Raw genomic sequence first — 26,828 nt, 5'->3', positions numbered from 1 at the left:
GCCGGCGAAGCGGCCAAGCTGGGCCTCAAGGATGGCGCCGAACTGAAGTTCGGGCCGGGGCTCGGAACCCCCTGAACGAGCTGAACGACCCTGACCGCGAAGGCGGTCGGGGCGCGGCGCTTCAGAGCACCATCATCTCGAAATCGTCCTTGGTCACACCGCAATCCGGGCAGGTCCAGGTATCGGGCACGTCTTCCCAGCGCGTGCCCGGCGCGATGCCCTCTTCCGGCAGGCCCTGGGCCTCGTCGTAGATGAAGCCGCAGACGACGCACATCCAGGTGCGGTAGGTGGTGGCGGCGGCAAGCTCTGACATGGACGGATCGGACCCGGGGGAATTGGACGGATAATGCGGGATTGCGGAACGCGCATTGTCCCACCGCGCCCGCGCCCACGGAAGCTTCGAGGATGAATCCGCCGATTTGTGGCCATGGTTCCGGGCATGCCTCGCGGCGTGGCCTCTATGCCATCACCCCCGACGACAACGACACCGCGCGCCTGCTGGCGCGGGTCGAAACCGTGCTGGCGGCAGGCGCGGCCTGGCTGCAATACCGCAACAAGGCGGCCGACCCGGCCCTGCGCGAACGCCAGGCGAGCGCGCTGCTGCCCCTGTGCCGCCACCATCGCGTGCCGCTGATCATCAACGACGACTGGCGCCTGGCCGCGGCGATCGGTGCCGACGGCGCCCACCTGGGCGAGGACGACGGCGAACTCGCCGCCGCACGCGCCGCGCTGCCGGAAGGCGCAATCCTCGGGGCGTCCTGCTACGCCGACCTGTCGCTGGCCCGAGGAGCAGCCGCAGCGGGCGCCGACTACATCGCCTTCGGCGCCTTCTTCCCATCGCCGACCAAGCCCAATGCCCGCAATGCGGGCCTGGATCTACTGCGGGACTCGGCTTCGCTGGGATTGCCGCGGGTGGCCATCGGCGGCATCACCCCGGACAATGCACGTCCCCTGGTCGCGGCCGGCGCCGACCTGCTCGCCGTGATCAGCGGCGTGTTCGATGCCGCCGATCCCGCCGCTGCGGTACGGCGATACCTCGATTGCTTCGAAGCGCCTGCTTCGATCTGACACCCCCCAACCCTTTCCCGCAGACGGGACAGGGAGCCAAGAGACTCTTCCATGAATCACACGCAATCGCACGACCTGTTCACCCGCGCCCTCGAACTGATCCCCGGCGGCGTCAATTCGCCGGTGCGCGCGTTCAAGTCGGTCGGCGGCGAGCCGTTCTTCGCCCAGCGCGCGGAAGGTGCCTACCTGCAGGACGTCGATGGAAACCGTTACATCGATTACGTCGGTTCGTGGGGACCGATGATCGCCGGCCATGCCCATCCGAAGGTGCTGGCCGCGGTAGAAAAGACCATGCGTGACGGTCTCAGCTTCGGCGTGCCAAACGCGCTGGAAGTGACGATGGCCGAAGCGATCACCGCGATCGTGCCGAGCTGCGAGATGGTGCGCATGGTGAACTCCGGCACCGAGGCGACGCTGTCGGCGATCCGCGTTGCCCGCGGCGCCACCGGCCGCAACCGCATCGTCAAGTTCGAAGGTTGCTACCACGGCCATGGCGACAGCTTCCTGGTGAAGGCCGGCAGCGGCGTGATGACGCTGGGCCTGCCGAATTCACCGGGCGTGCCGTCGGCGCTCGCTGACCTGACGATGACCATCGCCTACAACGATTTCGATGCGGCGACCAATCTTTTTGACGAGATCGGTGGCGAGATCGCCGGCCTGATCATCGAGCCGATCGTCGGCAACGCCAATTGCATCCTGCCGCGCGACGGCTATCTGCAGCACCTGCGCGAGCTGTGCACGAAGCACGGCGCGCTGTTGATCTTCGATGAAGTAATGACCGGTTTTCGCGTCGCCCTCGGCGGTGCGCAGCAGCGCTACGGCATCACGCCGGATCTCTCCACCTTCGGCAAGATCATCGGCGGCGGCATGCCGGTGGGCGCCTATGGTGGCCGTCGCGATCTGATGGCGCAGGTCGCGCCCAGCGGTCCGATCTACCAGGCCGGCACGCTCAGCGGCAATCCGGTGGCGATGGCCGCGGGTCTGGCGACGCTGGAGCTGATCCAGGCGCCGGGATTCCACGATGCGCTCGAGCGCACGACCAACGTACTGTGCGACGGCCTGGAACAGGCGGCGCGCGAAGCCGGAATCGCATTCCATACGACGCGCGCGCCGGGCATGTTCGGCCTGTATTTCCGCGAAGGGCCGGTGGAAACGTTCGAAGATGCGAAGGCATCCGACACAGCGCGCTTCAATCGCTTCTTCCACGCGATGCTGGAGCGCGGCGTGTACCTGGCGCCGTCGGCGTTCGAAGCCGGCTTTGTGTCGAGCGCGCATGGCGAGGCGGAGATCGCCCGCACCATCGAGGCTGCCCGCGAGTCGTTCGCGACGCTCTGAAGACTGCTGTGATGGGAGCGGCTTGCGCCGCTCCCACACCCATCACGCGTTGACGAATGCCGTCAGCGCCGCGCGCAGACGCTTCAGGCCTTCGGCCACATCCTCATCGCTGATGTTCAGGGCCGGCACGAAACGCAGCACGTCCGGTCCAGCCTGAAGCAGCAAAAGGCCCTGCTCCACGCACAGGTCGAGGATCAGCCCGGCCTTGCCTGCATGCGCTTCGCGCAGCTGCGCACCGAGCATGAGGCCGCAACCGCGGACCTCGGAAAACAGGCCCAGCTCGGCATCGAGCGCGGCCAGTGCATCGCGGATCGCCAGCGACTGCCGCACGACATTGGCCAGCACCTGCGGTGAGGAAATCTCGCGCAGTGCCGCGCGCGCGACCGCCGCGGCCAGCGGGTTGCCGCCGAACGTGGTGCCATGCGCACCGAACTGCATCGACTCGCCCGCCTTGGCGCCGACCAGCATCGCGCCAATCGGGAAACCGCTGCCCAGCGCCTTGGCCAGGGTCACGACATCGGGCGTGACGCCGTAGCCGTGGCAGGCAAACAGATGACCCGTGCGGCCCATGCCGCACTGGATCTCGTCGAGGATCAGCAGCGCGCCGTGGCGATCGCACAGCGCGCGCAGGCCGAGCAGGAATTCTTCCGTGGCTGGCGTGACGCCGCCCTCGCCCTGCACCGGCTCCACCAGCACCGCGCAGACGTCACCGGCGGCCATCGCGGCTTCGGCGGCGGCGAGATCGTTGAAGTCGCTGTAGCGGAAGCCCGGCGGCAGCGGCTCGAAGCCCTCGTGGTACTTGGGCTGCGCGGTCGCGGTGACAGCGGCCAGCGTGCGGCCGTGGAAGCTGCCGCGGAAACTGAGGATGACGCGACGGTCGGGTTCGCGCCCCTGCGCGGTCGCCCACTTGCGCGCAAGCTTGATCGCCGCCTCGTTGGCTTCGGCGCCGGAGTTGCAGAAGAACACCCGCTCGGCGAAGCGCGACGCCTCGACCAGCTCTTCGGCCAGTCGCAGCGGCGGTTCGCTGACGAAGACGTTGCTGGTGTGCCAGAGCTTGCCGGCCTGCTCGGTCAGCGCCGCGACCAGCACCGGATTGGCGTGGCCGAGCGCATTGACGGCGATGCCGGCGCCAAAATCGACGTACTCGCGACCTTCGCGATCCCACACGCGCGCGCCGTGGCCATGATCGAGCACGATCCGGCGGGGCCGGTACACGGGCAGGTAGTAGCGTTCGGAGAGCGAAAACAGGTCGGCGCTGGTGGCAGTCATGGAGGACGAAGTCGGGCGATGCGGGGAAAGCGACATTGTCGCCTATTGCAGGCGTTCTGCGACCGTCCTGCGGCCCCTGATGGCGCTCCTTGCCCGTGAAAATGGCCCTTGCAGGCGATCCTGCACAATCGCCGCAGGAGGTCCTTCCCATGCGCCTGCTGCTTGACCCCCAGCTCAACCCGGCCAGCGAAACCGGCTGGCGGCGGCGCTGGTTCGACATCATCTATCGCCACGACACGCCGCGGGCGCGCAATTTCGACCTGCTGCTGATCGTGGCCATCCTCGCCAGCGTGCTGGTGATCATGTGCGACAGCGTGGCCAGCATCCACGCCCGTCATGCCCATTGGCTGTATCCGCTGGAATGGGCCTTCACCGTGCTGTTCACCGCGGAGTACGCGCTACGCCTGGCGGTCGTGCGCCGACCGTGGCGCTACGCGCTGAGTACCTGGGGCCTGATCGACCTGCTGTCGATCCTGCCGACCTACCTGTCGCTGGTGCTGCCCGGCAGCCAGAGCCTGCTGGCGGTGCGGATCCTGCGCATCCTGCGACTGTTCCGCGTGCTCAAGCTGACCCACTACGTCGAGGAAGGCGGGATCCTGATCACCGCGCTGGCGCGCAGTCGCCGCAAGATCTTCCTGTTCGTGTGCGCGCTGCTCACCATCGCAGTGATATTCGGGGCGCTGATGTACGTCGTCGAAGGTCCCGCGCACGGCTTCGTCAGCATCCCGACCAGCATGTACTGGGCGATCGTGACGATGGCCACCGTCGGCTTCGGCGACATCGCGCCGCAGACATCGCTAGGGCGCTTCATCACCTCGCTGCTGATCCTGATCGGTTACGGCATCATCGCCGTGCCCACCGGCATCTACACCGCGGAGCTGGCCAGCAGCCTGCGTGAAGCCAGCCACGAGCAAAGCCATCTCGACCGCCGTGGCTGCCCTGAGTGCGGCCTGGAAGGCCACGCACCCGATGCCCTGCATTGCCGCCATTGCGGCCATGCCTTGCCTGCCCCGATGGGCTGACCCGTTAGCGCGGCTTTTTGGCCAGTTGCGAGTCGGTCAGGAACAGATCCGGGATCAGGTGTTCGCAGAACGGGTTCATCGCGTACTGGGCGAAGTCGGTGACGCCGGCGGCGAAGAGCACATCGTCATCGATCAGGAAGTGCCCGTAGAAATCGTCCGACGGCCGCACCAGCACCGCGTGCGCGGCGTCGGCGACGATCTCCGGCTTGCGGCACATTTCCAGGCGCACGCCCGGGATCATGTTGACCGCATCGGTGGCGATGACCGTGCGCGGCCACAGCGCATTGACCGCGACGCCCTGCGGACCGAACTCGGCGGCCAGGCCGAGGGTGACGAAACTCATGCCCATCTTCGCCAGCGTATAGGCGGTGTGCGGCGCCCACCACTTCGGATCCAGGTTGAGCGGCGGTGCCAGCGACAGGATGTGCGGGTCGGGCGCCTTGAGCAGGTGCGGCAGGCACGCCTGCGCGCACAGGAAAGTGCCGCGCGCATTGACCTGCTGCATCAGGTCGTAGCGCTTCATCGGCGTCTCGAGCGTGCTCTTGAGCCAGATCGCACTGGCGTTGTTGACGAGGATGTCGATGCCGCCGAAAAGGTCGACCGTGGCTGCGACCGCGGCATACACATCGTCTTCCTCGCGGATGTCGCAGCGCACCGCCAGCGCCTTGCCGCCGGCGGCTTCGACTTCGGCGGCGACGCTGTGGATCGTGCCCGGCAGCTTCGGATTGGGAACCGAGGACTTCGCCGCGATGACGACATTGGCTCCGTCCTGCGCGGCGCGCAGGGCGATGGCGCGACCGATGCCGCGCGAGGCGCCGGTAATGAAGATGGTCTTTCCAGACAGGGTACGCATTGCGGTGTTCTCCGTGGTGCTCGCGGGAGCCGGCCTCAGGGCTTGGGCCCCTGCCCTTCGTTGTCTTCCCATTTCAGCAGCTTGCGCGTTACGAAGCGGTAGACCGGCTTGCCGGTCGCGAACCAGGCCTCGCGCAACCACGAGTGGCGCTTGAGCACGCGCCGCTCGACGGGAGTGAGGAATTGCGGGCAATAAGTGCGCTTGTGCTTGAGCAGGTGGCGCAGGTCCTCGCGTGCCAGCAGGCGCATCCAGGGTGCACGCGGGCTGCCGCGCGTGGCGAGCTGGAAATCGATGATCGCCGGCGCGCCATCGTCCAGCACGAGCCAGTTCGCTTCCTTGGCCAGGTCGTTGTGGGCGAGGCCGCGCCGATGCAGCTGCTGCAGCAATCGCCGCGCGCTTCGGAAATAGGCGAGGTCGCCGCGCGGCGGTCGCTGGTACATCGCCGCGCCGGCCATGTAGCTGCGGTCGAGGCGGCGGCCATCCCAGCGCAGCAGTTGCGGCGTCGCCGCCAGGCCCGCGACGCGCTCGAGCCCGCGGGCTTCGCGCCGCGCCAGCCACCATGCCGGCAGGCGCAGCCACAGCGGCACGTGACGCAGGTCGCGGCGCACGAACAGGCCGTCGCCGTCGCGCATCAGCGCGATCCGGCCGAAACTGTCGGCCTTCAGGGCCTGGACTTCGGTCGCGTCGAGGTCGGTGGTGGCGTTGCGTACGGGCATCGCGCCAGTGTACGGAATCGCTCGCCGCCTCCGCGAGACGGCATGCCGGCCTCCCCGTGCTTGCAGTCACCCTGCACACCGACCATCGCGCCGTAATGGTCGGGCTGCCTATAATCGGCCGATGGAACCGGCCTGGATCGAAAGCGCGACTGCATGGATCGCGGCAAACCCTATCGCCGCCGGTGCTGTCATCTTCCTTATTGCCTTCTGCGATGCCCTCGTTATCGTCGGCATCGTCGTGCCTGCGCTGCCGCTGCTGTTCGCGGTCGGCGCGCTGGTCGGGCTGGGTCATGTCAGCGGCCCCTATGCCCTGGCCTGCGCAACGCTGGGCGCTTTCATCGGCGATGGACTGAGCTACTGGGTTGGCTACCGCTGGGGCCCGCAACTGCGCAGCCGCTGGCCGTTCTCGCGCTACCCGCAATGGCTCGATCGCGGCGAGGCACTGTTCCGTCGCCACGGCAGCATGAGCATCGTGATCGCGCGATTCGTCGGCGCGGTGCGGCCATTCGTTCCGGCCATCGCCGGCATGCTGCACATGCCGATGCGCCGCTATGCGCTGCCGAGCCTGGGCGCCTGCCTGGTGTGGTCGCTGGCCTTCCTCGCCCCGGGCTGGGCGCTGGGCAAGTCGTATGACGCCGTCGCCGCGGTCGCCGACCGGCTGGCGCTCGTGCTGGCCGCGCTGGCGCTCACCATCGGCCTGGTCTGGGCGATCGTGCTCTATACGTGGCGCTGGTTCGCCGCACACGCCGACAACCTGCTCGCACGCGCCCTGTACTGGACCCGCCATCACCCGCACCTGGGTCGCTACGCCGCAGCGCTGATCGACCCGAACCGCCCGGAATCGCCATCGCTGCTGATGCTGGCGGTGTGCCTGCTGGGCATCAGCTGGGCCTGGTTCACGCTGCTCGCATCACTCCTTGCCAGCGGTGGCCCGCTCGCCCTGGACCACACGGTCCATGAGTTCATGTGGGGCCTGCGCAATCCGCTTGCCGACCGCCTGATGGCGGGGTTGGCGAGCCTCGGCGATGCCGCCGTGCTCGGCCCTGCCGCGGCGGTGGCGCTGGCGTACCTGATCTGGCGCAAGCGCTGGATGGCGGCGGCACACTGGCTGGCGGCGCTGGTGTTCGGGCTGGCCCTGACCTCGTTGCTGGAGGCCGCGATCGACATGCCGCGTCCGCCGACCGCGCCGGCCGGCTTCGGCTTCCCCTCGGTCGCGGTGACGATGTGCACGATCGTGTTCGGCTTCTTCGCCGTGCTGATCGCGCGCGAGTTGCCGGGCCGAACGCGGGTATGGCCGTACCTGCTCGCCGGCGTGGTCACGACCGCGGTGGGATTCGCCCGTCTGTACCTGGGCGCTCACTGGCCCAGCGACCTGGTCGGCGGCACGCTGTTCGGCATTCTCTGGCTGCTGATCCTGGGCATCGCCTACCGCCGCCACGTCGCGCGCTCGTTCTGGATGCGGCCGCTGGCGTGGCTGTTCTATTCGACCTTCGTCATTGCCGCGCTGTGGCATGCGCCGCGTTCGGCCGACGCGCTGCTGGCCAAGTTCGCCGCGGCGACGCCGACGACGGTGATGGCACAGGACGAATGGTGGCAGCAGGGCTGGACCGACCTGCCGGCGCAACGCAACGAACGCGACCAGCGTCGGCGCTGGCCGCTGGATCTGCAGGTGGCCGGCCCGTTGACTCCTTTGCAGGCGCGCCTGCAGGCGCAGGGCTGGCGCGTGCAACCGCAAGCCAACTGGATCGACACGGTTGGCCTGCTCGACGACGACAAGCCGACGCAGCGGCAGCCGGTGCTGCCGGCGACGCTGGACGCCCAGGCCGAAACGCTGCTGATGCTGCGCGATGGCGACCACAAGGACGAGCAGTACGCGCTGCGCCTGTGGCCGGCGCCGGTGCTGCTAGGCGACGGCACCCCGCTCTGGCTGGGCAGCACGCAGACCCTGCACCTGACCAAGCCGCTGGGCGCGGCTGCGCTGTGGCTGCCGGCCAGCGATGACGGCCACGCGCACGCGCTGGTCGCCGAAGCACTCAAGGGTCTGGAATCGCAGCAGTCGCCGCACCCGCACGGGGCGACGCAGGTGCTGCGGGTGAAGACCGCCGGCAAGCCGTAACGATCGACTGCCCGTCAGGGCAGCAGGGCCAGCAACCGGTCCAGCCGCTGGTGCGGGTCGTCGAGTTGCAGCAGCGCCTGGCGTTGCGCATCGTCCAGCGGCAGCAGCTCGGCCAGGCGCCATCCGACCCAGGCGGCGTCGTCGAACTTCGCCTGCGGCGCCTTGGCGTGCTCGCCGCCGACCTGATCGATGATCTGTTGCAGCAGCGTCGCCAGCAGGCCGTGCTCGGGACGCAGGTCGTCGTCGGGATCGGGATCGCACCAGCTGACGTCGGCAACCTGCAGGCCGTTGTCGCGCACGCGCACGCGCTGCGCGTGGAAACGGCGGGCACCGCGCACGCGCAGGGTCAACAGACCATCGTCGCCGCGGCCGAAATCCTCGATCACCGCCTCGGTGCCGAACGCGGCCGCCGAAGCCGGCGCGCCCACTTCTTCGCCGTGCATGATCAGGCAGATGCCGAAGCGCTTGCCGTTGCGACCGCAGTCGCTGATCAGGTCGAGGTAGCGCGGTTCGAACACGCGCAGTCCGATCGCGGCACCGGGCAACAGCACGGTGTGCAGCGGGAACAATCCCAGGGACTGGGTCGGGGCGTCGTCTACCGGCATTGCGGCCAGTTTAGGACGATTCGCAGCCGAGCGGCCGTCGCCAGGCGACGGCAGGCCCGTCGAAGGTCAGGCGCCGCCGGACAGCGCGGCGAGGAAGCGGCGCGGTGCACCGTCGAAGCCGCCGTTGGACATGAACACGACGTGGTCGCCGGCGCGGGCGCGCTCGCGCAGCACTGCGATCAGTGCGTCCGCATCGGCCACGGCAAAGCCTTCGCCGCGCAGCGAGGAGACCACGGTGGTCGCATCCCACGCCAGCTCGGGCCGGTGCAGGAACACCACCGCATCGGCGATGTCCAGCGACGGTGCCAGTGCCTGCGCGTGCGCTCCCAGCCGCATCGAATTGCTGCGCGGCTCCATGGCCACCACGATCCGCGCGGCACCAACCTTCGCGCGCAGGCCGGCGAGGGTCGTCGCGATCGCGGTGGGATGGTGGGCAAAGTCGTCGTAAACGGTGATGCCCTGCGCCTGACCGATGACTTCCATGCGGCGCTTGACGCTGCGGAACTGCGCCAGCGCCGGCAGCACGCTGGCGACATCGACGCCGACGGCATTGGCGGTGGCCAGTGCCGCCAGCGCATTCATCACGTTGTGGCGGCCGAGCAGCGGCCAGCGCACTTCACCGACTTCGACGCCGTCGTGGATCACGGCAAAGACGCTGCCGTCCTCTTCGATCATGCGCGCGGTCCAGTTGAAGCTGGCGTTTGCGGCGGCTCGCTCGTCGGCGCGGTCGCCGTGGCCCTGCGGTTGCACCGGCTGCGGCGCCAGGCTCGCATCGAGTCCGAAGGTCTCCACCGGCGTCCAGCAACCCATCGCCAGCACTTCGGCCAGGTGGCGGTCTTCGCCGTTGACGATCAGGCGGCCGCGGCGCGGCACGGTCCGCACCAGGTGGTGGAACTGGCGCTGGATCGCGGCGACGTCGGGAAAGATGTCGGCGTGGTCGTATTCGAGGTTGTTGAGGATCGCCACCAGCGGACGGTAGTGGACGAACTTGCTGCGCTTGTCGAAGAAGGCGGTGTCGTATTCGTCGGCTTCGACCACGAACTCGCGGCCGCTGCCGATGCGTGCCGACACGCCGAAGTCCTCGGCGACGCCACCGATCAGGAAGCCCGGTTCGCGCCCGGCCGACTGCAGCAGGTAGGTCAGGATGGTGGTGGTCGTGGTCTTGCCGTGGGTGCCGGCGACGGCGAGCGTGTCGCGGCCCGGCAGCAGGTTCTCGCTGAGCCACTGCGCGCCGGAGGTGTAGCTGCGGCCGTCGTCGAGGACCTGCTCGACGGCGGCGTTGCCGCGCGAGAGCGCGTTGCCGACGACGACCTGGTCGCAATCGGCGGAGATGTGCTGCGGCTGGTAACCCTGCTTGAGCGCGATGCCGAGCTGCTCGAGCTGGGTCGACATCGGCGGATAGACGGCCTGGTCGCTGCCTTCGACTTCGTGGCCCAGTTCGCGTGCCAGTGCGGCGACGCCGCCCATGAAGGTGCCAGCGATGCCCAGAATATGAATCTTCAAGATCAGTACGTCCTAAAACGATCGCAGCACACCAAGACGAACGCCCCCTCTCCCTGGCCGCCCTCGGCGGCCTGTCCCTCTCCCCAAAGGGGAGAGGGGTAAGGGATCAGCCAACTTCCTTCGCCGGCACCAGCGCTTCGATGATGCGGTTGAACACATCATCCAGGCCGCCCACGCCGTCAACGACGGTCAGCTGGCCATGCTGGCGGTAGAACTCGATCACCGGCGCGGTCTGGTCGTCATAGACCTTCAGGCGCGTGCGCACCGATTCCGGGCTGTCGTCGGCGCGGCCTTCGGCCTTGGCGCGGCCTGCGATGCGCTCGACCAGCAGGTCGGTCGGCACGTCCAGCTGCACGGCGTAGTCCATCGGCTGGCGGATGCGGGTCAGCAGTTTGTCCAGCGCGTCGGCCTGGGCCAGGTTGCGCGGGTAGCCGTCGAGGATGAAACCGTCGCGGGTGTCGGGACGCGAGAAGCGGTCCTCGAGCATGCCCAGCAGGATCTCGTCGCTGACCAGGTTGCCCGAGGCCATGACTTCCTTGGCCTCCAGGCCCAGCTTGGAACCGGCGGCGACTTCGGCGCGGAGCAGGTCGCCGGTGGAAATGTGCGGCACCTGCAGATGCTCCTTGAGGCGCGCGGCCTGCGTGCCCTTGCCGGAACCGGGCGCGCCCAGAAGTACCAATCGCATCAAAATCACTCCTAGAACGGGAAAGTTTTCTCGTGGCCCGTCGCGGCCCGCGCGCGGTGCCGGCGGCCCGGCCTGCGGGCGACTGCCCGTGGCGGCGCTACACTCGCTCACGACCCAGCCCCGCCGGGCAAATAATGCGGGCAGCTTACCGCATCCCGGCCTGGTCCTGTCCCCATACCCCAGGAATGGACATGCCCTCCGGAACCCTGCTTTATGCGCAATCTGGCGGTGTCACCGCTGTCATCAACGCCACCGCCGCCGGCGTCATCGAGACCGCCCGGGCCCGCAAGGTCAAAGTGCTGGCCGCCCGCAACGGCATCCTCGGCGCCCTGCGCGAGGACCTGATCGACACCTCCCGCGAGTCGGCGGCGGCGATCCGGGCCCTGGCCCATACCCCGGGCGGCGCCTTCGGCTCGTGCCGGGTCAAGCTCAAGTCGCTCGACCAGGACCGGGTCCGCTACGAGCGGCTGCTCGATGTATTCCGCGCCCACGACGTGCGCTGGTTCCTCTACAACGGCGGCAACGATTCGGCCGACACCGCGCTCAAGGTGTCGCAGCTCGCCGCCGAGTTCGGCTATCCCCTGACCTGCGTCGGCGTGCCCAAGACGGTCGACAACGACCTGGCCGTCACCGACTGCTGCCCCGGCTTCGGCTCGGCCGCCAAGTACACGGCGGTGTCGGTGCGCGAGTGCGCGCTCGACGTCGCGGCGATGGCCGACACCTCAACCAAGGTCTTCGTCTACGAGGCGATGGGGCGCCACGCCGGCTGGCTGGCGGCGGCGGCCGGGCTCGCCGGGCAAGGCGTCGACGAGGCGCCGCACCTGATCCTGTTCCCGGAACGTCCGTACGACGAAGCGGACTTCTTCGCCAAGGTCAAAGCCACCGTCGAACGCGTCGGCTATTGCGTGGTCGTGGCGAGCGAAGGCATCCAGACCGCGGACGGCCGCTTCGTCGCCGATGCCGGCGGCGGAAAGGATTCGTTCGGGCACACCCAGCTCGGCGGCGTGGCCTCGTTCCTCGCCGGCCGGGTCAAGGATTCGCTCGGCTACAAGGTGCACTGGGCGCTGCCCGACTACCTGCAACGTTCGGCGCGGCACCTGGCGTCGAAGACCGACCTCGAGCAGGCGCAGGCGGTCGGACGCAAGGCCGTGGAGTACGCCCTCAAGGGCATGAACTCGGTGATGCCGGTGATTGTGCGCAGCAGTGATTCGCCGTACCGCTGGAAGATCGAACCGGCGCCGCTGTCGAAGGTCGCCAACCACGAGAAGAAGATGCCGGCCGGCTTCATCCGCAAGGATGGATATGGCATCACGCCGGCAGCGCGTCGCTACCTGGAACCGTTGATCCGTGGCGAGGCGCCGCCGCCGTACGGGCGCGATGGCATTCCCAAGTACGTGACCTTGAAGAACGTAGCAGTGAGAAAAAAGCTCACCCCCTTGGAAACCTGAGCGCGCTGCTCTAGCCTCGGCGGACACACGCTGCGGGGGGCAGCATGGTCTCGAGATTCCTGGTGCTGGTGGCCGCCATGGCCATCGGCAATGTTTGCGCGCAAGAAGCCGTTACGGTTGACACCGGTGCCAGCCCGAACACGGTCGTTGCCAGCGGATCGGTTGCCGACACGACTGCGGACGCCATCGGCAAGCCTGCCTGCACGGCGTTGTGCGCAGGCAGCGCGGTCGAACTGGAGATCGTCGAGCCGATCAGCTCGAAACGACACAAGAAAGGCGACCACTTCGCGCTGCGCCTGGTGACGGCGTTGACCGTCGGCAGCGATGTCTACGTGCCGGCAGGAACGATCGGCACCGGCGAGGTCATACACGCCTCTCCGTCCCGCGCCGGTGGCAAGCCCGGCGAGCTCCTGCTGGCTGCGCGCCAGCTGGAAACCAGCGATGGCCGACGCATCGGCCTGCGCGCGATGAAGCTCAGTGCGCGCGGCAAGGACACTTCCACCGCAGCGATCACCACGGCCATGCTGATCGGTCCAGTGGCGATGTTCGTGCACGGCAGCGAGATCGAGATTCCCGTCGGCACGCGGGCGATGGCAAAGCTCGCCCAGGACGTTGCGTTGAACGCGCCACAGCCTGCCGCAGAAGGCGCAGACCCGGCCGCCGTCGCCGCCGCATCTGCGGACGAAGCATCCCAACCTACCCCACACCAACCCGAGGTGCCGACAGGCACCGCTACCCAACCGTAGGAGTTGTCAGAATGCGTTCCAAGCTTTCCCGCTCGATCCTGTTGTCGCTGCTGGTCGTCCCGGCGTTTGCCTTCGCCCAGGAAGCGGTCGCACCCGCGACCACCGCAACTGCCACCGAAGCCGTCGCCATTGGCAACAAGCTCGTTGCCGCCGCGCCGCAGGACAAGGCGCAGATCGTGTTCTTCCGCGAGTCCAAGTTCGTCGGTGGCGCGATCGGCTTCAAGGTCCGCGAGGGCGATGCCGAACTGGGCAAGCTGCGCAGCGGCAAATACTTCGTCGCGACCGTCGAGCCGGGCAAGCACGAGTACAACGTGCACGGCGAAACCAAGGACGTGCTGTCGATCGAAGTCGAAGCCGGTGAGACCTATTACGTGCTCGGCTCGCTGGGCATGGGCATTGTCGCCGGCCGGCCGAACCTGTCGCCGTCGGACGAGGCAACCTTCCTGTCGATGTCGGCCAAGCTCAAGCTCGCCAACTGACGGTTGCCGCAACAGCAGAAGGGCCGCGAAAGCGGCCCTTTTTTTGTGCGGTCAGCGACAGGGCGTGCCTTCCACCGCCATCTGCGCGGCGAACATCGGCACCGCCGCCATCTGCCCCGACTGCGCCTGCTTGCGCGCCTCGTCGAGGTAGATGCGCGCCTTGCCCTGCGCATCCAGCGCCGGCGTGGCGACGTCTACCGGCTTGCGCCACACCCGCACGACCGCGAACTGGGTGCCGCAGGCGGCGCTGGGCACGCGGATCAGGTCGTTGAGCTTCCAGCCCGTTTTCTCCGAAGGCTTGGCCTTGGCCGCATCGACGAAACGCGCACGCGGCTGGCAGGTCGGGCTGATGCGCACGACCGCGAATGCATAGGGGTCGGCCGCCTGGCCGGTGAACATGCCCTCAAGGCGCGCGCACGCCTCGGGGATCTGGCGCAGCGTGTGGACGGCGTTGAGCGCTTGCGGCTTGGCCGGCTCGCGGGTGATTTCCGGCTTGGGGTCCGACTTCGGATTGGCAGCCAGCGCCGGCAGGGCGAGCGTGGCAAACAGCAGGGCGGGCAACAGTCGCATGGCAGGGGCGGCCCCCGTGGTGACAGGTCCAGAAGGCTGGCACGGACGCGCTGAACGACGGATTCACGCCTGCGACTTCGATCACAACCGGTGCCGGGGCGCATGGGGCTGCTGCGCCCGCGAGGGTGCGATTGGCGCGGGGTCTGTGCGATAGTCGGGCTGTTGCGGCGGTGGCCCCACGGCCCGTGCAGCACTACAACTCAAGGCGATCGACTCGAAATTCCTGATGTGTCCACTCTTAAGGGGAGGGGTTCATGCTGGAGCAGTACGGTTTGGCATTGGCGCTGGTTTGCGCCGTCATCGCGATCCTTTACGGGATCATTTCCGCGCGTTGGATCAACGCGCAGCCCGCCGGCAACGAACGAATGCAACAGATCGCCGGCGCGATCCAGGAAGGCGCACGCGCCTACCTCAATCGCCAGTACACGACCATCGCCATCGCTGGCGCGGTGTTGTTCGTACTGATCGGCATCTTCCTGAGCTGGCACACGGCGATCGGTTTCCTGATCGGCGCGGTGCTGTCGGGTGCGGCCGGCTATATCGGCATGAACGTGTCGGTGCGCGCCAACGTGCGCACCGCCGAAGCTGCGCGCCGGGGCATTGGCCCGGCCATGGACGTCGCCTTCCGCGGCGGCGCCATCACCGGCATGCTCGTGGTCGGCCTGGGCCTGCTCGGCGTGGCCGGCTACTACGTGGTGCTGACGCGCTACCTGGGCGTTACCGGTGAAGCGGCGCTGCATGCGCTGGTGGGCCTGGCGTTCGGTTCGTCGCTGATCTCGATCTTCGCGCGACTGGGCGGCGGCATCTTCACCAAGGGCGCCGACGTCGGTGCCGACCTGGTGGGCAAGGTCGAAGCCGGCATTCCCGAGGACGACCCGCGCAACCCGGCGGTGATCGCCGACAACGTCGGTGACAACGTCGGCGACTGCGCCGGCATGGCCGCCGACCTGTTCGAAACCTACGCGGTCACGGTGATCGCGACGATGCTGCTCGGTGGCCTGATGGCCGCCGATGCCGGGCGCAACGCGGTGCTGTATCCACTGGTGCTGGGCGGCGTGTCGATCATCGCCTCGATCATCGGCGCGTTCTTCGTCAAGGTGAAGGAAGGCGGCTCGATCATGGGTGCGCTGTATCGCGGCGTCATCGTGTCGGCAGTGCTGGCGGCGATCGCGTTCTACCCGATCACCACCCAGCTGATGGCCGACAACAGCCACGGTGCGATGAACCTGTACTGGTGCGCGCTGATCGGACTGGTGCTGACCGGCGCGATCGTGTGGATCACCGAGTACTACACCGGCACGCAGTACGGCCCGGTTCGCCACATCGCAGCCGCTTCCACCACCGGCCACGGCACCAACATCATCGCCGGCCTGGGCGTGTCGATGAAGTCGACCGCGCTGCCGGTGATCGCGGTGTGCCTTGCGATCTGGGGTGCGTTCGCGCTGGCCGGCCTGTACGGCATCGCGATCGCTGCCACGGCGATGTTGTCGATGGCGGGCATGATCGTCGCGCTCGACGCCTATGGTCCGATCACCGACAACGCCGGTGGCATCGCCGAAATGGCCGAGCTGCCGCCGGAGGTGCGCAACGTCACCGATCCGCTCGATGCGGTCGGCAACACCACCAAGGCGGTGACCAAGGGTTACGCGATCGGTTCGGCGGCGCTGGCGGCATTGGTGCTGTTCGCCGACTACACGCACAACCTTTCGGCGCAGAACAACGGTGCCACGCTTGCGTTCGACCTGTCCGATCATCTGGTGATCATCGGCCTGCTGATCGGCGGCCTGATCCCGTACCTGTTCGGCGCGATGGCGATGGAAGCGGTCGGTCGCGCAGCCGGTGCCGTCGTCGAGGAAGTGCGCCGCCAGTTCCGCCAGATCCCCGGGATCATGGAAGGCACGGGCAAGCCGGAGTACGACAAGGCGGTCGACATGCTGACCAAGTCGGCGATCAAGGAAATGATCGTGCCGTCGTTGCTGCCGGTGGCGGTGCCGATCGTGGTCGGCCTGCTGCTCGGTCCGAAGGCGCTGGGTGGCCTGCTGATCGGCACGATCGTGACCGGCCTGTTCGTCGCCATCTCGATGACCACCGGCGGTGGTGCCTGGGACAACGCCAAGAAGTACATCGAAGACGGCCATCACGGCGGCAAGGGTTCCGACGCGCACAAGGCGGCGGTCACCGGCGACACTGTCGGCGATCCCTACAAGGACACCGCTGGCCCGGCGATCAATCCGCTGATCAAGATCATCAACATCGTGGCGCTGCTGATGGTGCCGCTGCTGTAATTGCGGGATGCCGGAGTCAAGGAGACGGGCCGCTCGATGCGGCCCGTTTTCTTTTGCGTGGTCGGCGGGGGAGGAGGTGGGGTGTATTCCGCGAACCTCCGCTTCGCTCCGTTTACTGTTCGCGAAATACACCCCACCCCCTCCTTCCGGAAGCTTCTACTGTTTTATTGACTTCGACTGGTAGCGAGAGCGCAGTGCCCGCGTGATGCACCTGCGCCGGTCGGACTCGCGCTGTGCCGGGCCCTGGACGGTGTCCGTGCCCTCGCTCATTCGCACGTCTGCTCGGTGATCTGGGTCCCGGACGCCCGCGAAAGGCTGAGGTGGTTCAAAAGCCAGGCCGGAGCAACGTCGCTGGGTCCCCGCCTTCGCGGGGATGACGGTTTGTTTGGCGCCGTCGAAGACCATGCAATGAAGTGACAGAGCGTCGGCCGACGGGCCGGGGATTGATCCGCAGTGGGCCATGGATGGCCCACGCCCCGCATCAGACACGATGTCTGACTAAGGGGCGGAGCAATCCCCGGCCCGGCGGACGGCGCCGCTCGGAAGACTCACCCCGAGAGCCGGCCCAGGGGACGACGTCCGTCGAAAGTTCTCAGCCCCCTGCCCTCACCCCAACCCCTCTCCCGCGGGCGGGAGAGGGGCTCAGAGAACCTGAACACCCCCGCTGCTGCGCCGCAGCAGCCAGCCGCGTAAAATGCCCGGCCGCATATCTAAATCCCGCCCCGCCGTCCTGGCGCGGCCATCAGAAGTTGGAGCAACGCATGGGTCTGGACCTCGTCCCCACCGGCAAGAACCCGCCGGATGAGATCAACGTCATCATCGAAATCCCCAAGGATGCCGAGCCGGTCAAGTACGAAGTCGACAAGGCTTCGGGCGCGATCTTCGTCGACCGCATCCTGTCCACCCCGATGCGCTACCCGTGCAACTACGGCTACGTCCCCCACACCCTGTGCGGCGACGGCGACCCGGCCGACGTGCTGGTGATCCTGCCGCTGCCGCTGGTGCCCGGCTCGGTCATCCGCGCAGTGCCGGTCGGCGTGCTGAAGATGAGCGACGAAGCCGGCAGCGACGAGAAGCTGATCGCCGTGCCCGTGCCGAAGATCTTCGGCGGCTACGCCCACATCACCGACATCGAACAGGTCTCGCAGCACTGGCTCGACCGCATCGGCCACTTCTTCGAGCACTACAAGGATCTCGAAAAGGGCAAGTGGGTCAAGATCGAAGGCTGGGGCAATGCCGCCGAAGCCAAGTCTATCCTCAACGACGCGATCGCGCGCTACAACGCGACGTCGGAAGAAGACAAGCCGAAGTTCTGAGTCCGGTCCTGCGCCGACTCCAGCGAAGGCCGCCCGAGGGCGGCCTTCGTCGTTCCAGCCTCAGGCGTTGTCGCCAACGTCGCGCTGCTGTGCAGCGGATGCTGCCGGCGCCTGCTCGGCACTGACGGCGAACTTGCACACCACCGTCATCAACGCGCTGTACCAGCGCAGTTCGTTCTTCAGCACCATCGGCTGGCTCGGCACGCGGATCTCCTCGATGAAGCGCTGCAGCAGCGCGCGGTAAACGGGGAGACCTTCGGCTCGATCGCCGTACTCGAACCACAGGCCCTGCCAGGTACGGGCGAAGCGGGTGGAAATCTGCCGGACCTGTCCCAGGTTCGGGTGCGGCACCGCATCGGCAATGAGCAGGCCGAGATGGTCGTTGAGTTCCCACGGCGTCATCACCGTCGGCACGTTGACCGTCTCGCACGGGAACCGCGCAACCACGCCCGGCTGCACCGTTACCGGCAACTGCGGCCAGCCCTGGCGCGGCGCATCGTGCGGGCGGCCGCGATTGACCATGTCCCAGAACGCGCCACCGCCGACGGTGTCGACCACCAGATGGATGCGCGACTCGACCGCGTCGTTGAGCACGCGGTGCTGGCGCCAAGTGTCGAAGATCCAGCATTCGCCGGCGGCCATGTTGATCGCCGCATCGCCGCACTCGAAACGCACCGTCGGCTGGGTCACCACCGGGATGTGCACGCGCACGCGCTCGGTCCAGTAATAGCCCTGGTCGGCATGGCGGGTCACTTCGGCGTGGCCGGACAGGCGCATCAGGCGGCTGCGACCGGCGGTGACGCCGAGGCTGGCGAACACCTGGGTCAGGTAAGGGCAACGCAACAGTTCCGGTGTCGGCGACATCGCCCCGGCAAAGGCTTCGTTGCCGGCGTCGCCGTCGACGGCCACCAGCGGCAGCATCGAGTTGCCCGGGAACCCCTGCGGATGCGGCCGCCACGGGCCGTCGCCAAGGGCGGCGATCTCGGCCGCGAGCGCGCCGGCGTCGAAGGCCAGGGGCAGCTGGATGAAGGGCACCTGCAGTTTCATCGCGGATCCGACCGGAAGACTGCCGCTATCGTACCGTCCGCCACGCCCGGCGCCAGATTCGGCATGCCGGCCGTAGATGGCAGAGCCGGCCGTAGAAAAAACTACGGCCCCTTGCGGGGCCGTAGTGGTGTTGCCTTGTTGCGTTTCAGCCTATCAGAAGCGCTGCTGGTACTTCAGGTACACGAAGCGACCGATGTCGAAACCACCGTAGTACGGGAAGTCGCTCGAACGACCCGAGGTGTTTGCGTACATCAGCGGACCCTGGTGGTCGAACACGTTGTTCGCGCCGATTGCGACGGTCGCGTTCCACGGTGCCTGGTAAGCGAACTGCAGGTCGTGGAAGGTGTTCGAACCCGAGACCTTCTGCGGAGCTGCCTCGTCGTTCTGGTAACGGTCAGGCAGGGTGCAGACGCCACGGCCGACGCACGGCTCCTTCATCGAGGAGTAGTAGCGAGCCATGTAGGACACGGAGAAATCGCCCAGCTCCCAGTTCACGCCCATGTTCGAGCGGACGCGGAAGATGCCGGTTTCGCCGACGCGGCCGATGGTGATCGCGTCGCCGTCCGAGTTCTCACCCTGTTCGTCGTACTTGCTGACGTACGAGGTCTGCCAATCCACCGAGAACTTGCCGAACGAGAACTCCGGCAGGCGGTACTTGACGCCCAGATCCCAGCCTTCCGTCTCCATCTGGCCGAGGTTGGCCAGGCCGAAGAACAGGTCGGTGATGTGACCATCCGGAGCGCGCACGATGCCTTCGCAACGGGCCGGGTTACCCAGGACGTAGCAGTCGCGCAGGATGCGGTCGACGCTGTCCGAGATGATCATGTTCTCGATCTTGTAGCTGTACCAGTCGAGCGACAGGTCCAGACCCTCAACCCAACGCGGGCTCCACACGATGCCAGCCGTCTTGCTCTTGGAGGTTTCCGGGAGCAGGTTCGGGTTGGAACCGGTGATGAACTGGTCCGGCGTCTGGCACGGGAACGAGGTGCAGGGCACCAGGCCCTGGCCCAGCTGGACGTAGGTCGGAGCCACGCCGGCGCCGGTGCACGCAGCGTTGCCAGCAACCGAGCCCGGCGAGGTGCGGCCGCACGGGTCAACGTACGACTCGAAGCTCGAGCCGATGCCGCCGTACAGGTCGTTGATCGTCGGAGCGCGGAAGCCCTCAGCCCAGGTGCCGCGGACGAGCAGCTCGTCGATCGGGCGCCAGGTGAAGCCGAACTTGCCGTTGGTGGTGTCACCGAAGTTGCTGTAGTCGGAGTAGCGACCAGCGATGTTGATCGTCAGCTCCTTGGCGAAGGCGACGTCGGCGAGCAGCGGCACGTTGAGCTCTGCGTAGACTTCGTCCAGCGAGTACTCGCCGGCGGTGGTCGTTGCAGCGAGGCCCGTGCTGTTGCCCGACTGCGCGAACGCGTCCGGAACGAAACGACCTTCTTCCTGGCGGTGCTCCACGCCCACGGCCATGCCGACTTCACCTGCCGGCAGGTCGAACAGACCACCGGAGATGTTGGCGGTGTAGCTGGTGGTGCGGGTCAGGCCGGTGTCGGTGTACTGCGGGAACAGGAACTTCTGCAGTTCCGGGTTAGCCAGCGAGCCCTGACCAGCGACGCCGTACGGCAGCAGCGGGTTCCACGGCACGCAGTCGGCGATCGGACGGGCAGCGGTACCGCACTGGGCGATGCCGTTGGCGTCGATGAACGACGGGCCGAGCGCCTGCTCGGTGGCCAGCAGGCTGGCGTCGCCGTGAGCGGTCTTGGTGGTGGTGTTGCGGTTCAGCAACGCGCCCACGTCCCAGTCCCAACCACGACCGCCGAGCTCGAAGTAACCATTGAAGCCACCGGCGAAGCGGTAGGTTTCCAGGTCGCTCTTGGTGGTGCGCGGCACTTCCCACAGACGGCGGCGGAACGCGGTGTTCTGGCCCGGGATCGGGTTGAACACGCTCGTGCCGGACAGCGGCGTACCGAAGGAACCCGACTGGTACGGGTAACCGGCGATCTGCTGGTCGGTGGTGCGGTGGTTGTAGAGGATGTCAGCGTTGAACGTGATGTTGTCGGTGATGTCGTAGTTGGCGTTGGCGAACACCGAACGGCGCTCGATACCCGTCATCAGGAACATCTGCTCGTTCGAGTTGGCGTACTCGGCCGGCGTGATGCGGTGGTAGTCCGCGCGGTTGCCCGGGGTACCGCCGTCATTGAGCGTCCACCACACAGCCGAAGCGGTCGGGGTGCACGGGTCGCAGAACGAACCGTTCTGGCTGACCGGGCTCCACGCGCCGCCGGTGTTGCCGTCTTCCGAGAACCAACGGTCCTTGGCGGCCACCGGATCCTGCTTGTAGTACTCGACCGACAGGGTCACGCCGCCGCGATCGCCGGCCGAACCCATCGTGAAGGAGAAGTCCTGCGTGTCGCCGTCGCCTTCGCCGTACTGGCCGAGGTAGCCGCTGGCTTCCGCGCCTTCATAGCGCTTGCGAGTGATGATGTTGACGACGCCGGCGATGGCGTCGGAACCGTAGATCGCCGAGGCGCCGTCCTTCAGGACTTCGATGCGGTCGATCGAGGACATCGGGATCTGGCTCAGGTCCTGCAGACCCGAGGTCGATGCGCCGAGGCGCTTGCCGTTGACCAGGATCAGGGTGCGCTGTGCGCCCAGGTTACGGATGTCGATGTAGTAACCACCGACGTCTTCACCCGAAGCCAGAGCGTCCGAACGCGAGATCGCCGGGGAACCGGCCGAGGTCAGGTTCTGCAGGACGTCGGCAACCGAGGTGAAGCCCTGCTTCTCGATGTCCTGGCGGCTCAGCGTGATGATCGGCTGCTGCGTTTCCATGTCGGCGCCGCGGATGCGCGAGCCGGTGACTTCGATGCGATCAAGGGTGGTGGCACCCTGCTGCTCGGCGGCAGCTTCCTGGGCGCTGGCAAACGCCGGCGCCAATGCGATCGCGATGCCGGCCGGCAGCATGCCGACGCGCATCGCGGTGCGCAGATTGCGATGGTTCATTTATCTCTCTCCAGATAACTGTTATGAGCGTGTTAAACGCCCATCAAACTTACGTTCCGGTGCGCTCCACCGCTTTGCGGCTAGCGCTGAGAGACTTTGCCGAATCGGTCCTCGAGGACACTGCCGCACAGGGGGTGCGGTCTGCTCGGCAGGCGCCGGGAGGCGCGATGGCGTGCCTTGCGGGCGCGCGCCGACGACGGTGTGCAACAACCGCCGTTGGACTTTCAGTGGAGTGACGGTGAGTCACAAGGACCCGCTTGGCGCGGGTTTTCGCTCTTGTGCTTCGAGATGGGCCGTTGCGATTGCCCGCCAACAGCGCGGCGGGCGACGGCCGGTACAGGCGGCCGTTGCGGCCGCCCCTGGCGCACAGGCGCCGGTGTATCAGGTACCAGTGCGCTCGACAGCCTTGCGGGTCGAGGTACCGGACTTCGCCGTTGCTGCCCGGCTGGACACGGCCGCGCTGCGGTAGCGGGTCGCGGACTCGCCGAAACGGGCGCGGAAGGCGCGGGCGAAACTGCAGCAGTTGTCGAAACCGCTGGCCGCGGCAACCTCGCCGATCATCATCGAGGTGCTGGTCAGCAGGTCGGCCGCGTGCTCCAGGCGCATGCGCGCGGAGGCCGCCTGCGGGCTTTCCTCGTAAAGGCTGTGGAAGGTCTTGGAGAAGTACCAGCTGGAGAAGCTGGTCAGCTCGGCCAGTTCGCTGATGCGGACCACGCGGTCGCAATTGCCTTCCAGGTACAGGCGGGCGCGCTGGAGACGGCCGAACACCTGGCGCTTGCGGCTGCGCGAGCGGCCCGGGCAGCGCGGAATGCGTGCGGCCAGTTCGCGCTGGACGCCGGCCAGGTGCAGCAGGATCGGTCGCAGCGCGGCGGCGTCGAACATCGCCGAGGGGTTCTCGGCGAGGCGCGCGGCGGCCTCGCGCCACAGGCGCAGGGCGATGCGGGCATCGCGGCGCGGCATGTTGCCGCGACCGGCGTAGAGGCCGCGGTCGGCGAACCGGGTCATCTCGCGGAGGGCGTCTCCGGAGAGGGTGAGACCAACGCAGACGCCGAAGCGGTCGGCCTGGACGGTCGGCTTGGAATCCTTCTCGAAGGCGATCCAGTCACCGCGACGCAGCCGGAACTTGCCCTCTTTGGCCTCGACCCACGAACTGCCGTGCAGCTGCACCCAGATCGAGAAGCCACCGGCGACCTGCACGCTGCCCAGCCGGGAAACACCGATGCAGCCGCCCTGAACCGCGCCTTCGGCCGTGTCGAGCTGCAGCAGCTGCCCGCGGTCCGCCCATTGCACTTGCTCCATTTGGTCCACCTCATGTGCCGAGAATGGTCAATGGATTTGCCTGAGACGGGCGTCTACATCAGGAAAGTTGGCGGAGACTTATACGAATTCGCAACGAATGCTTAGCCGAAGGAGTTCCGAAAGGAACTTCTCCTTTTGGATCAGTCAGTTGATCCAACCGGGGACGAAAGCTTTCGGTTCCTCCGGAAGCTCCATGTAACCGATATCGGCACCGTCCCATTCGATAAGTGCGACGTAGGCCACATCTCCGCGCGGGCCACCGAGGCTGAAACCGTTGATCGCCGAGCGCCGTGTCTGGTCCATGCAGCTGGTCGGAGCGTCCGGTCCGGCCGGCAGGATCTGGCGCAGGCTGGCGGCGCATCCCTGGAGCTGCTCGACATAACGGACCTCGCCATCGGGGGCGACGGCCCACAGGCGGTAGCGGTCGGAGGTCGGCTCGGCCTCGTCGATGCGGGTGACGCTGGCGGCGGTCAGGTCCAGGTCGGCCTGCCACAGCCCGCCCTCGGTCAGGCGGGTGAACAGGATCCGGCGCCGGCCGGCGTCGACCTTGAAGTTGGACACGCCACCGATCCGCGCCAGCGACCGCCAGGGTTTCTGGCTGCGGTCGTACAGGCGCAAGGCCGGGTGGCCGTCGCTGTTGGCCGACAGCACCAGCAGCCGGTTCGGGTCGGGGGTGTACTGGGCCTGGAGCGGGTCCGGTTCGGGCAGGTCGAGGCGGGCGACGCGACCGCTGGCCGGCGTCACCTCCTGAAGGATGCTGCGGTTGCCACCGTCGACACCGGTCACCAGCAAGCGCTGGCTGTCGGCCGACCAGGCCGGTGCGTAGCGCGAGCCCGGCCGGACGCCGCTCATCATGCGCAGGGTGTCGGGCTGGCTAAGGTCGCCCCACCACAGGCCATTGGCACCGGAGCGGTCGGATATGAAAGCCAGCTGGTGGCCGTCGGGTGCGATCGTCGGAAGCAGGTCGCGCGAGGTCGAGGCGAACAGGGGTTCGACCACGTGCACGCTGCCCGCGCCCGGCTGCCCGAGGGCAACCCGGTACAGGCCGAAGTACGGCCGGCGCTGGACAAAGGCCATCGCCCGCCGAGCCGGGGCCGTCACCGGCGACTGCGCATCGTCCAGACCCATCGAACGCACTTCGCCGGAACCGGCGTCGAGCCGGAACATGCGGTAGTTGCCGTCGATCATCACGCTGAACACCAGGGCGTCACCCTGCGGCAGCCAGTCCCAGCCCTTCACGTCGGCGCGCAGGCGACTGAGGCGTTCTGTCTTCCCGCCGGCGGCAGGAATCCGCCAGAAATCGCCCAGCGGCGCGTTGCGCACGAACACGATCCACTTGCCATCTGGCGAATAACGCGGCGACGAATCCAGGTCGTCGGAATCGTGGTCGTAGGGCAGCTCACGCCAGCTGCCGCTGTCGAGGTCGAGCAGGCGCAGGCCGAGGCTGCCGCGATCGCCCTGCATGCCGCCGAACAACAGCCCGTTTCCATCCGGCATCCAGTCGAAGGTGGGCGGACTGCGGTAGTCGCAGGTTCCCACTTCATGCTCGCCGCGGGCGTTGGGCGTGACCACGCGGATGCTGCAGGCGTTGCCGGCGATGCGGATGAAAGCGACCCAGCGTCCGTCCGGCGACCAGGCCGGGGCGCTGTCGTCGGCCCCTTCCGGCGGACGGGTCAGCAGGCGCGGCTGTGTCTGCTCGGTCGTCTGCACCATGATCGAGGTGCCGCGCTGGCCTTCGGGAATGGCCACGTAGGCGACCATGCCGGCATCGGGCGACAAGGTCGGCGCAAGCTCGAAGCCCGGCATCGAGGTGATCAGGCGGTACGGCCGCTCGCTGCGCAGGCCATGCGAGATCGACGGCGTGGATTGCTCGTCGACCGACCGAGTGACGTCGCCGCCGCGAACCAGCGCCCAGGTCAACAACGCCGACACCAGCACCGCAACCGTGCCGACGACCGCGGCCATCGAGCGCCAGTTGCCGCGCGGCAGGCTGGTGGCCGGGAACGGCACGGGCGCCAGCGGCTCGGTCGGATCGGCCGGCGCGATCGCCGGGTACTTGGACGTCGTGCGTGACGGATCGGCCCAGCGCGCGTCTTCAGCCTGCGCTTCCTCGGCACCCTGCGAATAAATCCACTCCACCGGCGCCAGCAGGCGGTAGCCGTTCTTGGCGATGGTCTCGATGTAGCGCGGGTTGCCGCGTTCGTCGTCGAACGCCTTGCGCAACTGGGTGATGGCCTGGGTGACTACGTCATTGGTCGGCAGCGTGTCGGGCCAGACTTCGGCCATCAGCGCGTCGCGACTGACCACACGCCCGGCCTGCTCGATGAGCACGAGCAGCACCGACATCGACTTGGGCGTGATGCGAAGCGGTCGGCGCTTGCCCGGCGCACGGATCTCGCGCAGCGGAACATCCACCAGACAATCGCCCACGCGCATCCTGTCGGATGGCGTGGTCGGCGATATTGGGTCGGTGGGTCGGGGCATGGATCCAAAATGGTGAACAGCAAGCTGAACAGCCGTCATGTGCCGTTCGGTCAGGATCCATCCAATTGACCGACTCGGCAAAATGCCCGGGCGGGTAAGGGCAAACGCTGGTCAGGCCAACATTCTAACGTCCCAGAGGCTTAATCCCGTTCATTCGGGGTGGCTCCAGGCCCTCTCTCGCCGACGTACTACAGAAATCTCTGTTCCAGAATTCGCGCTTCGGCGCGTTTTTTTTGCCTGCGACCCGGCGCAGGCCGCCACGGCACCGTTATTTGCGCAGGATGGTCAGCCCGATCAGGCGCGACACGACCACGGCGATATAGGCCACGCCGGCGAACTGCTCCAGCATCACCAGAACCCGCGCCGGCGACGACAGCGGCAGGATGTCGCCCAGGCCGGTGGCCGACAGCGTGGTGAAGCTCAGGAACAGCAGCTCCAGCCAGGTTCGCGGCTGGTCGGGATTGACCGCGCCGGTAAAGCTTCCCGGGTACATCGCCTGGCAAACGAAGTAGACGTAGGCGAAACCCCAGGCGAGCAACGTAAAGGTCGCGCCGGCGGCGAACAGCTCGTCGGTGGTCACCTTGTGGTCGCCCAGCATGTAGGCGATCAGGCTGCAGGCGGCGTAGAGGTACAGCAGCGCTTCGAACGCGGCCGAGAGGGTGACCAGGGAATGGTCGTCGATGACGACGGCGATCAACGAAAGCAGAACTGCAGGCGCGGCCAGCACCAGGGCGATCCAGGTCCTGGCCGGGCTGTTGTTCACCACCAGCACGGCCAGCACCATCACCACCACGCCGAAGGCGCCGAACAGCACGCGACCGGAGCGCATCTCGTCGAACAGCGGGTACAGCACCAGGCTCAGCAGCTGCGCGGCGAGCAGGAACGCCGATGGATTGCGCCGCGCCTTCACGCGCAAGCGCATCCAGCCCATGCGGGTCTCGCCCATCTCGCCCTGCCCTGTCCGTGTGAATGCGGCAGAGCGTAGCCG

23 protein-coding genes (1 of these 23 running past the window's edge) are annotated in these 26,828 nt (G+C 67.4%); 10 read left to right on the top strand and 13 right to left on the bottom strand.

Annotated features, from left to right (window positions below):
* Positions 1 to 75, top strand: the 3' end of a protein-coding gene (locus HIV01_RS17005) for a DUF192 domain-containing protein (RefSeq protein WP_200608615.1). It extends 375 nt beyond the left edge of the window; only the last 75 of its 450 coding nucleotides appear in the window; the start codon falls outside the window, past its left edge; the stop codon is at positions 73 to 75.
* A gap of 46 nt (positions 76 to 121) precedes the next feature.
* On the opposite strand, the gene HIV01_RS17000 is transcribed toward HIV01_RS17005, so the two are convergent.
* Positions 122 to 313 carry a rubredoxin gene (locus HIV01_RS17000; RefSeq protein WP_158732207.1) on the bottom strand — a complete coding sequence of 64 codons (192 nt, stop codon included), beginning with the start codon at positions 311 to 313 and terminating at the stop codon, positions 122 to 124.
* Between the two features lie 92 nt (positions 314 to 405).
* On the opposite strand from HIV01_RS17000, the gene thiE reads away from it, so the two are divergent.
* Positions 406 to 1,068, top strand: coding sequence for a thiamine phosphate synthase (thiE, locus tag HIV01_RS16995; protein ID WP_200608617.1), 663 nt, complete (start codon positions 406 to 408; stop codon positions 1,066 to 1,068).
* 51 nt (positions 1,069 to 1,119) lie between these two features.
* Positions 1,120 to 2,403, top strand: coding sequence for a glutamate-1-semialdehyde 2,1-aminomutase (hemL, locus tag HIV01_RS16990; RefSeq protein WP_200608619.1), 1,284 nt, complete (start codon positions 1,120 to 1,122; stop codon positions 2,401 to 2,403).
* A gap of 42 nt (positions 2,404 to 2,445) precedes the next feature.
* On the opposite strand, the gene HIV01_RS16985 is transcribed toward hemL, so the two are convergent.
* Complete coding sequence (locus HIV01_RS16985) at positions 2,446 to 3,672, bottom strand: acetylornithine/succinyldiaminopimelate transaminase (protein WP_200608621.1); 1,227 nt, start codon at positions 3,670 to 3,672, stop codon at positions 2,446 to 2,448.
* Between the two features lie 149 nt (positions 3,673 to 3,821).
* On the opposite strand from HIV01_RS16985, the gene HIV01_RS16980 reads away from it, so the two are divergent.
* Complete coding sequence (locus HIV01_RS16980; RefSeq protein ID WP_200608623.1) at positions 3,822 to 4,694, top strand: ion transporter; 873 nt, start codon at positions 3,822 to 3,824, stop codon at positions 4,692 to 4,694.
* Between the two features lie 4 nt (positions 4,695 to 4,698).
* On the opposite strand, the gene HIV01_RS16975 is transcribed toward HIV01_RS16980, so the two are convergent.
* Together HIV01_RS16975 and HIV01_RS16970 are read right to left on the bottom strand one after the other, a co-directional pair.
* On the bottom strand, positions 4,699 to 5,547 hold the full coding sequence (locus HIV01_RS16975; RefSeq protein WP_200608625.1) for an SDR family oxidoreductase: 849 nt from the start codon (positions 5,545 to 5,547) through the stop codon (positions 4,699 to 4,701).
* Positions 5,548 to 5,582: 35 nt separating this feature from the next.
* A complete protein-coding gene (locus HIV01_RS16970; RefSeq protein WP_200608627.1) occupies positions 5,583 to 6,263 on the bottom strand; it encodes a protein kinase family protein in 681 nt (226 codons plus the stop codon).
* Between the two features lie 121 nt (positions 6,264 to 6,384).
* On the opposite strand from HIV01_RS16970, the gene HIV01_RS16965 reads away from it, so the two are divergent.
* Positions 6,385 to 8,379: a bifunctional DedA family/phosphatase PAP2 family protein gene (locus HIV01_RS16965; RefSeq protein ID WP_200608629.1), complete on the top strand. Its 1,995-nt coding sequence runs from the start codon at positions 6,385 to 6,387 to the stop codon at positions 8,377 to 8,379.
* Positions 8,380 to 8,393: 14 nt separating this feature from the next.
* On the opposite strand, the gene HIV01_RS16960 is transcribed toward HIV01_RS16965, so the two are convergent.
* The 3 genes from HIV01_RS16960 to HIV01_RS16950 form a co-directional block, all read right to left on the bottom strand.
* Positions 8,394 to 8,984, bottom strand: coding sequence for an LON peptidase substrate-binding domain-containing protein (locus HIV01_RS16960; RefSeq protein WP_200608631.1), 591 nt, complete (start codon positions 8,982 to 8,984; stop codon positions 8,394 to 8,396).
* Positions 8,985 to 9,050: 66 nt separating this feature from the next.
* Positions 9,051 to 10,451 (bottom strand): Mur ligase family protein, encoded by a 1,401-nt coding sequence (locus HIV01_RS16955; RefSeq protein ID WP_425600287.1) that lies wholly within the window; start codon positions 10,449 to 10,451, stop codon positions 9,051 to 9,053.
* A 142-nt stretch (positions 10,452 to 10,593) separates the two neighbouring features.
* On the bottom strand, positions 10,594 to 11,172 hold the full coding sequence (locus tag HIV01_RS16950; RefSeq protein ID WP_200608633.1) for an adenylate kinase: 579 nt from the start codon (positions 11,170 to 11,172) through the stop codon (positions 10,594 to 10,596).
* Positions 11,173 to 11,363: 191 nt separating this feature from the next.
* Here HIV01_RS16950 and HIV01_RS16945 point away from each other — a divergent pair, with 191 nt between their 5' ends.
* From HIV01_RS16945 to HIV01_RS16935, 3 genes are read left to right on the top strand one after another with little or no spacing between them, the layout of a single operon-like run.
* Positions 11,364 to 12,620: a 6-phosphofructokinase gene (locus tag HIV01_RS16945; RefSeq protein ID WP_200608635.1), complete on the top strand. Its 1,257-nt coding sequence runs from the start codon at positions 11,364 to 11,366 to the stop codon at positions 12,618 to 12,620.
* Positions 12,621 to 12,664: 44 nt separating this feature from the next.
* Positions 12,665 to 13,366: a hypothetical protein gene (locus HIV01_RS16940; RefSeq protein WP_200608637.1), complete on the top strand. Its 702-nt coding sequence runs from the start codon at positions 12,665 to 12,667 to the stop codon at positions 13,364 to 13,366.
* A gap of 11 nt (positions 13,367 to 13,377) precedes the next feature.
* Positions 13,378 to 13,845, top strand: coding sequence for a DUF2846 domain-containing protein (locus HIV01_RS16935; RefSeq protein ID WP_200608639.1), 468 nt, complete (start codon positions 13,378 to 13,380; stop codon positions 13,843 to 13,845).
* Between the two features lie 51 nt (positions 13,846 to 13,896).
* Here HIV01_RS16935 and HIV01_RS16930 read toward each other — a convergent pair whose 3' ends face one another.
* Positions 13,897 to 14,415 carry a hypothetical protein gene (locus HIV01_RS16930; RefSeq protein ID WP_200608640.1) on the bottom strand — a complete coding sequence of 173 codons (519 nt, stop codon included), beginning with the start codon at positions 14,413 to 14,415 and terminating at the stop codon, positions 13,897 to 13,899.
* A gap of 254 nt (positions 14,416 to 14,669) precedes the next feature.
* Between HIV01_RS16930 and HIV01_RS16925 the strand changes: the two genes are divergently transcribed.
* On the top strand, positions 14,670 to 16,700 hold the full coding sequence (locus tag HIV01_RS16925) for a sodium-translocating pyrophosphatase (protein WP_200608642.1): 2,031 nt from the start codon (positions 14,670 to 14,672) through the stop codon (positions 16,698 to 16,700).
* A 761-nt stretch (positions 16,701 to 17,461) separates the two neighbouring features.
* On the top strand, positions 17,462 to 18,016 hold the full coding sequence (gene ppa, locus HIV01_RS16920) for an inorganic diphosphatase (protein ID WP_200608644.1): 555 nt from the start codon (positions 17,462 to 17,464) through the stop codon (positions 18,014 to 18,016).
* A 60-nt stretch (positions 18,017 to 18,076) separates the two neighbouring features.
* Here the strand turns inward: ppa and HIV01_RS16915 are convergent, their stop codons facing one another.
* The 5 genes from HIV01_RS16915 to HIV01_RS16895 form a co-directional block, all read right to left on the bottom strand.
* Positions 18,077 to 19,063: an aspartyl/asparaginyl beta-hydroxylase domain-containing protein gene (locus tag HIV01_RS16915; protein ID WP_200608645.1), complete on the bottom strand. Its 987-nt coding sequence runs from the start codon at positions 19,061 to 19,063 to the stop codon at positions 18,077 to 18,079.
* 153 nt (positions 19,064 to 19,216) lie between these two features.
* Positions 19,217 to 22,057 carry a TonB-dependent receptor plug domain-containing protein gene (locus HIV01_RS16910; protein ID WP_245156859.1) on the bottom strand — a complete coding sequence of 947 codons (2,841 nt, stop codon included), beginning with the start codon at positions 22,055 to 22,057 and terminating at the stop codon, positions 19,217 to 19,219.
* A 381-nt stretch (positions 22,058 to 22,438) separates the two neighbouring features.
* A complete protein-coding gene (locus HIV01_RS16905; RefSeq protein WP_200608648.1) occupies positions 22,439 to 23,356 on the bottom strand; it encodes a helix-turn-helix domain-containing protein in 918 nt (305 codons plus the stop codon).
* A gap of 144 nt (positions 23,357 to 23,500) precedes the next feature.
* Positions 23,501 to 25,771 (bottom strand): winged helix-turn-helix domain-containing protein, encoded by a 2,271-nt coding sequence (locus HIV01_RS16900; protein WP_207527020.1) that lies wholly within the window; start codon positions 25,769 to 25,771, stop codon positions 23,501 to 23,503.
* A gap of 337 nt (positions 25,772 to 26,108) precedes the next feature.
* Positions 26,109 to 26,786 carry a potassium channel family protein gene (locus HIV01_RS16895; RefSeq protein ID WP_245156858.1) on the bottom strand — a complete coding sequence of 226 codons (678 nt, stop codon included), beginning with the start codon at positions 26,784 to 26,786 and terminating at the stop codon, positions 26,109 to 26,111.
* Between the last annotated feature and the right edge of the window lie 42 nt (positions 26,787 to 26,828).

The organism is Lysobacter arenosi (assembly GCF_016613475.2).
Taxonomy (GTDB): Bacteria; Pseudomonadota; Gammaproteobacteria; order Xanthomonadales; family Xanthomonadaceae; genus Lysobacter_J; species Lysobacter_J arenosi.
Note: the sequence above shows the minus strand (reverse complement) of the source record. Positions and strands in the feature narration are given on the sequence as shown.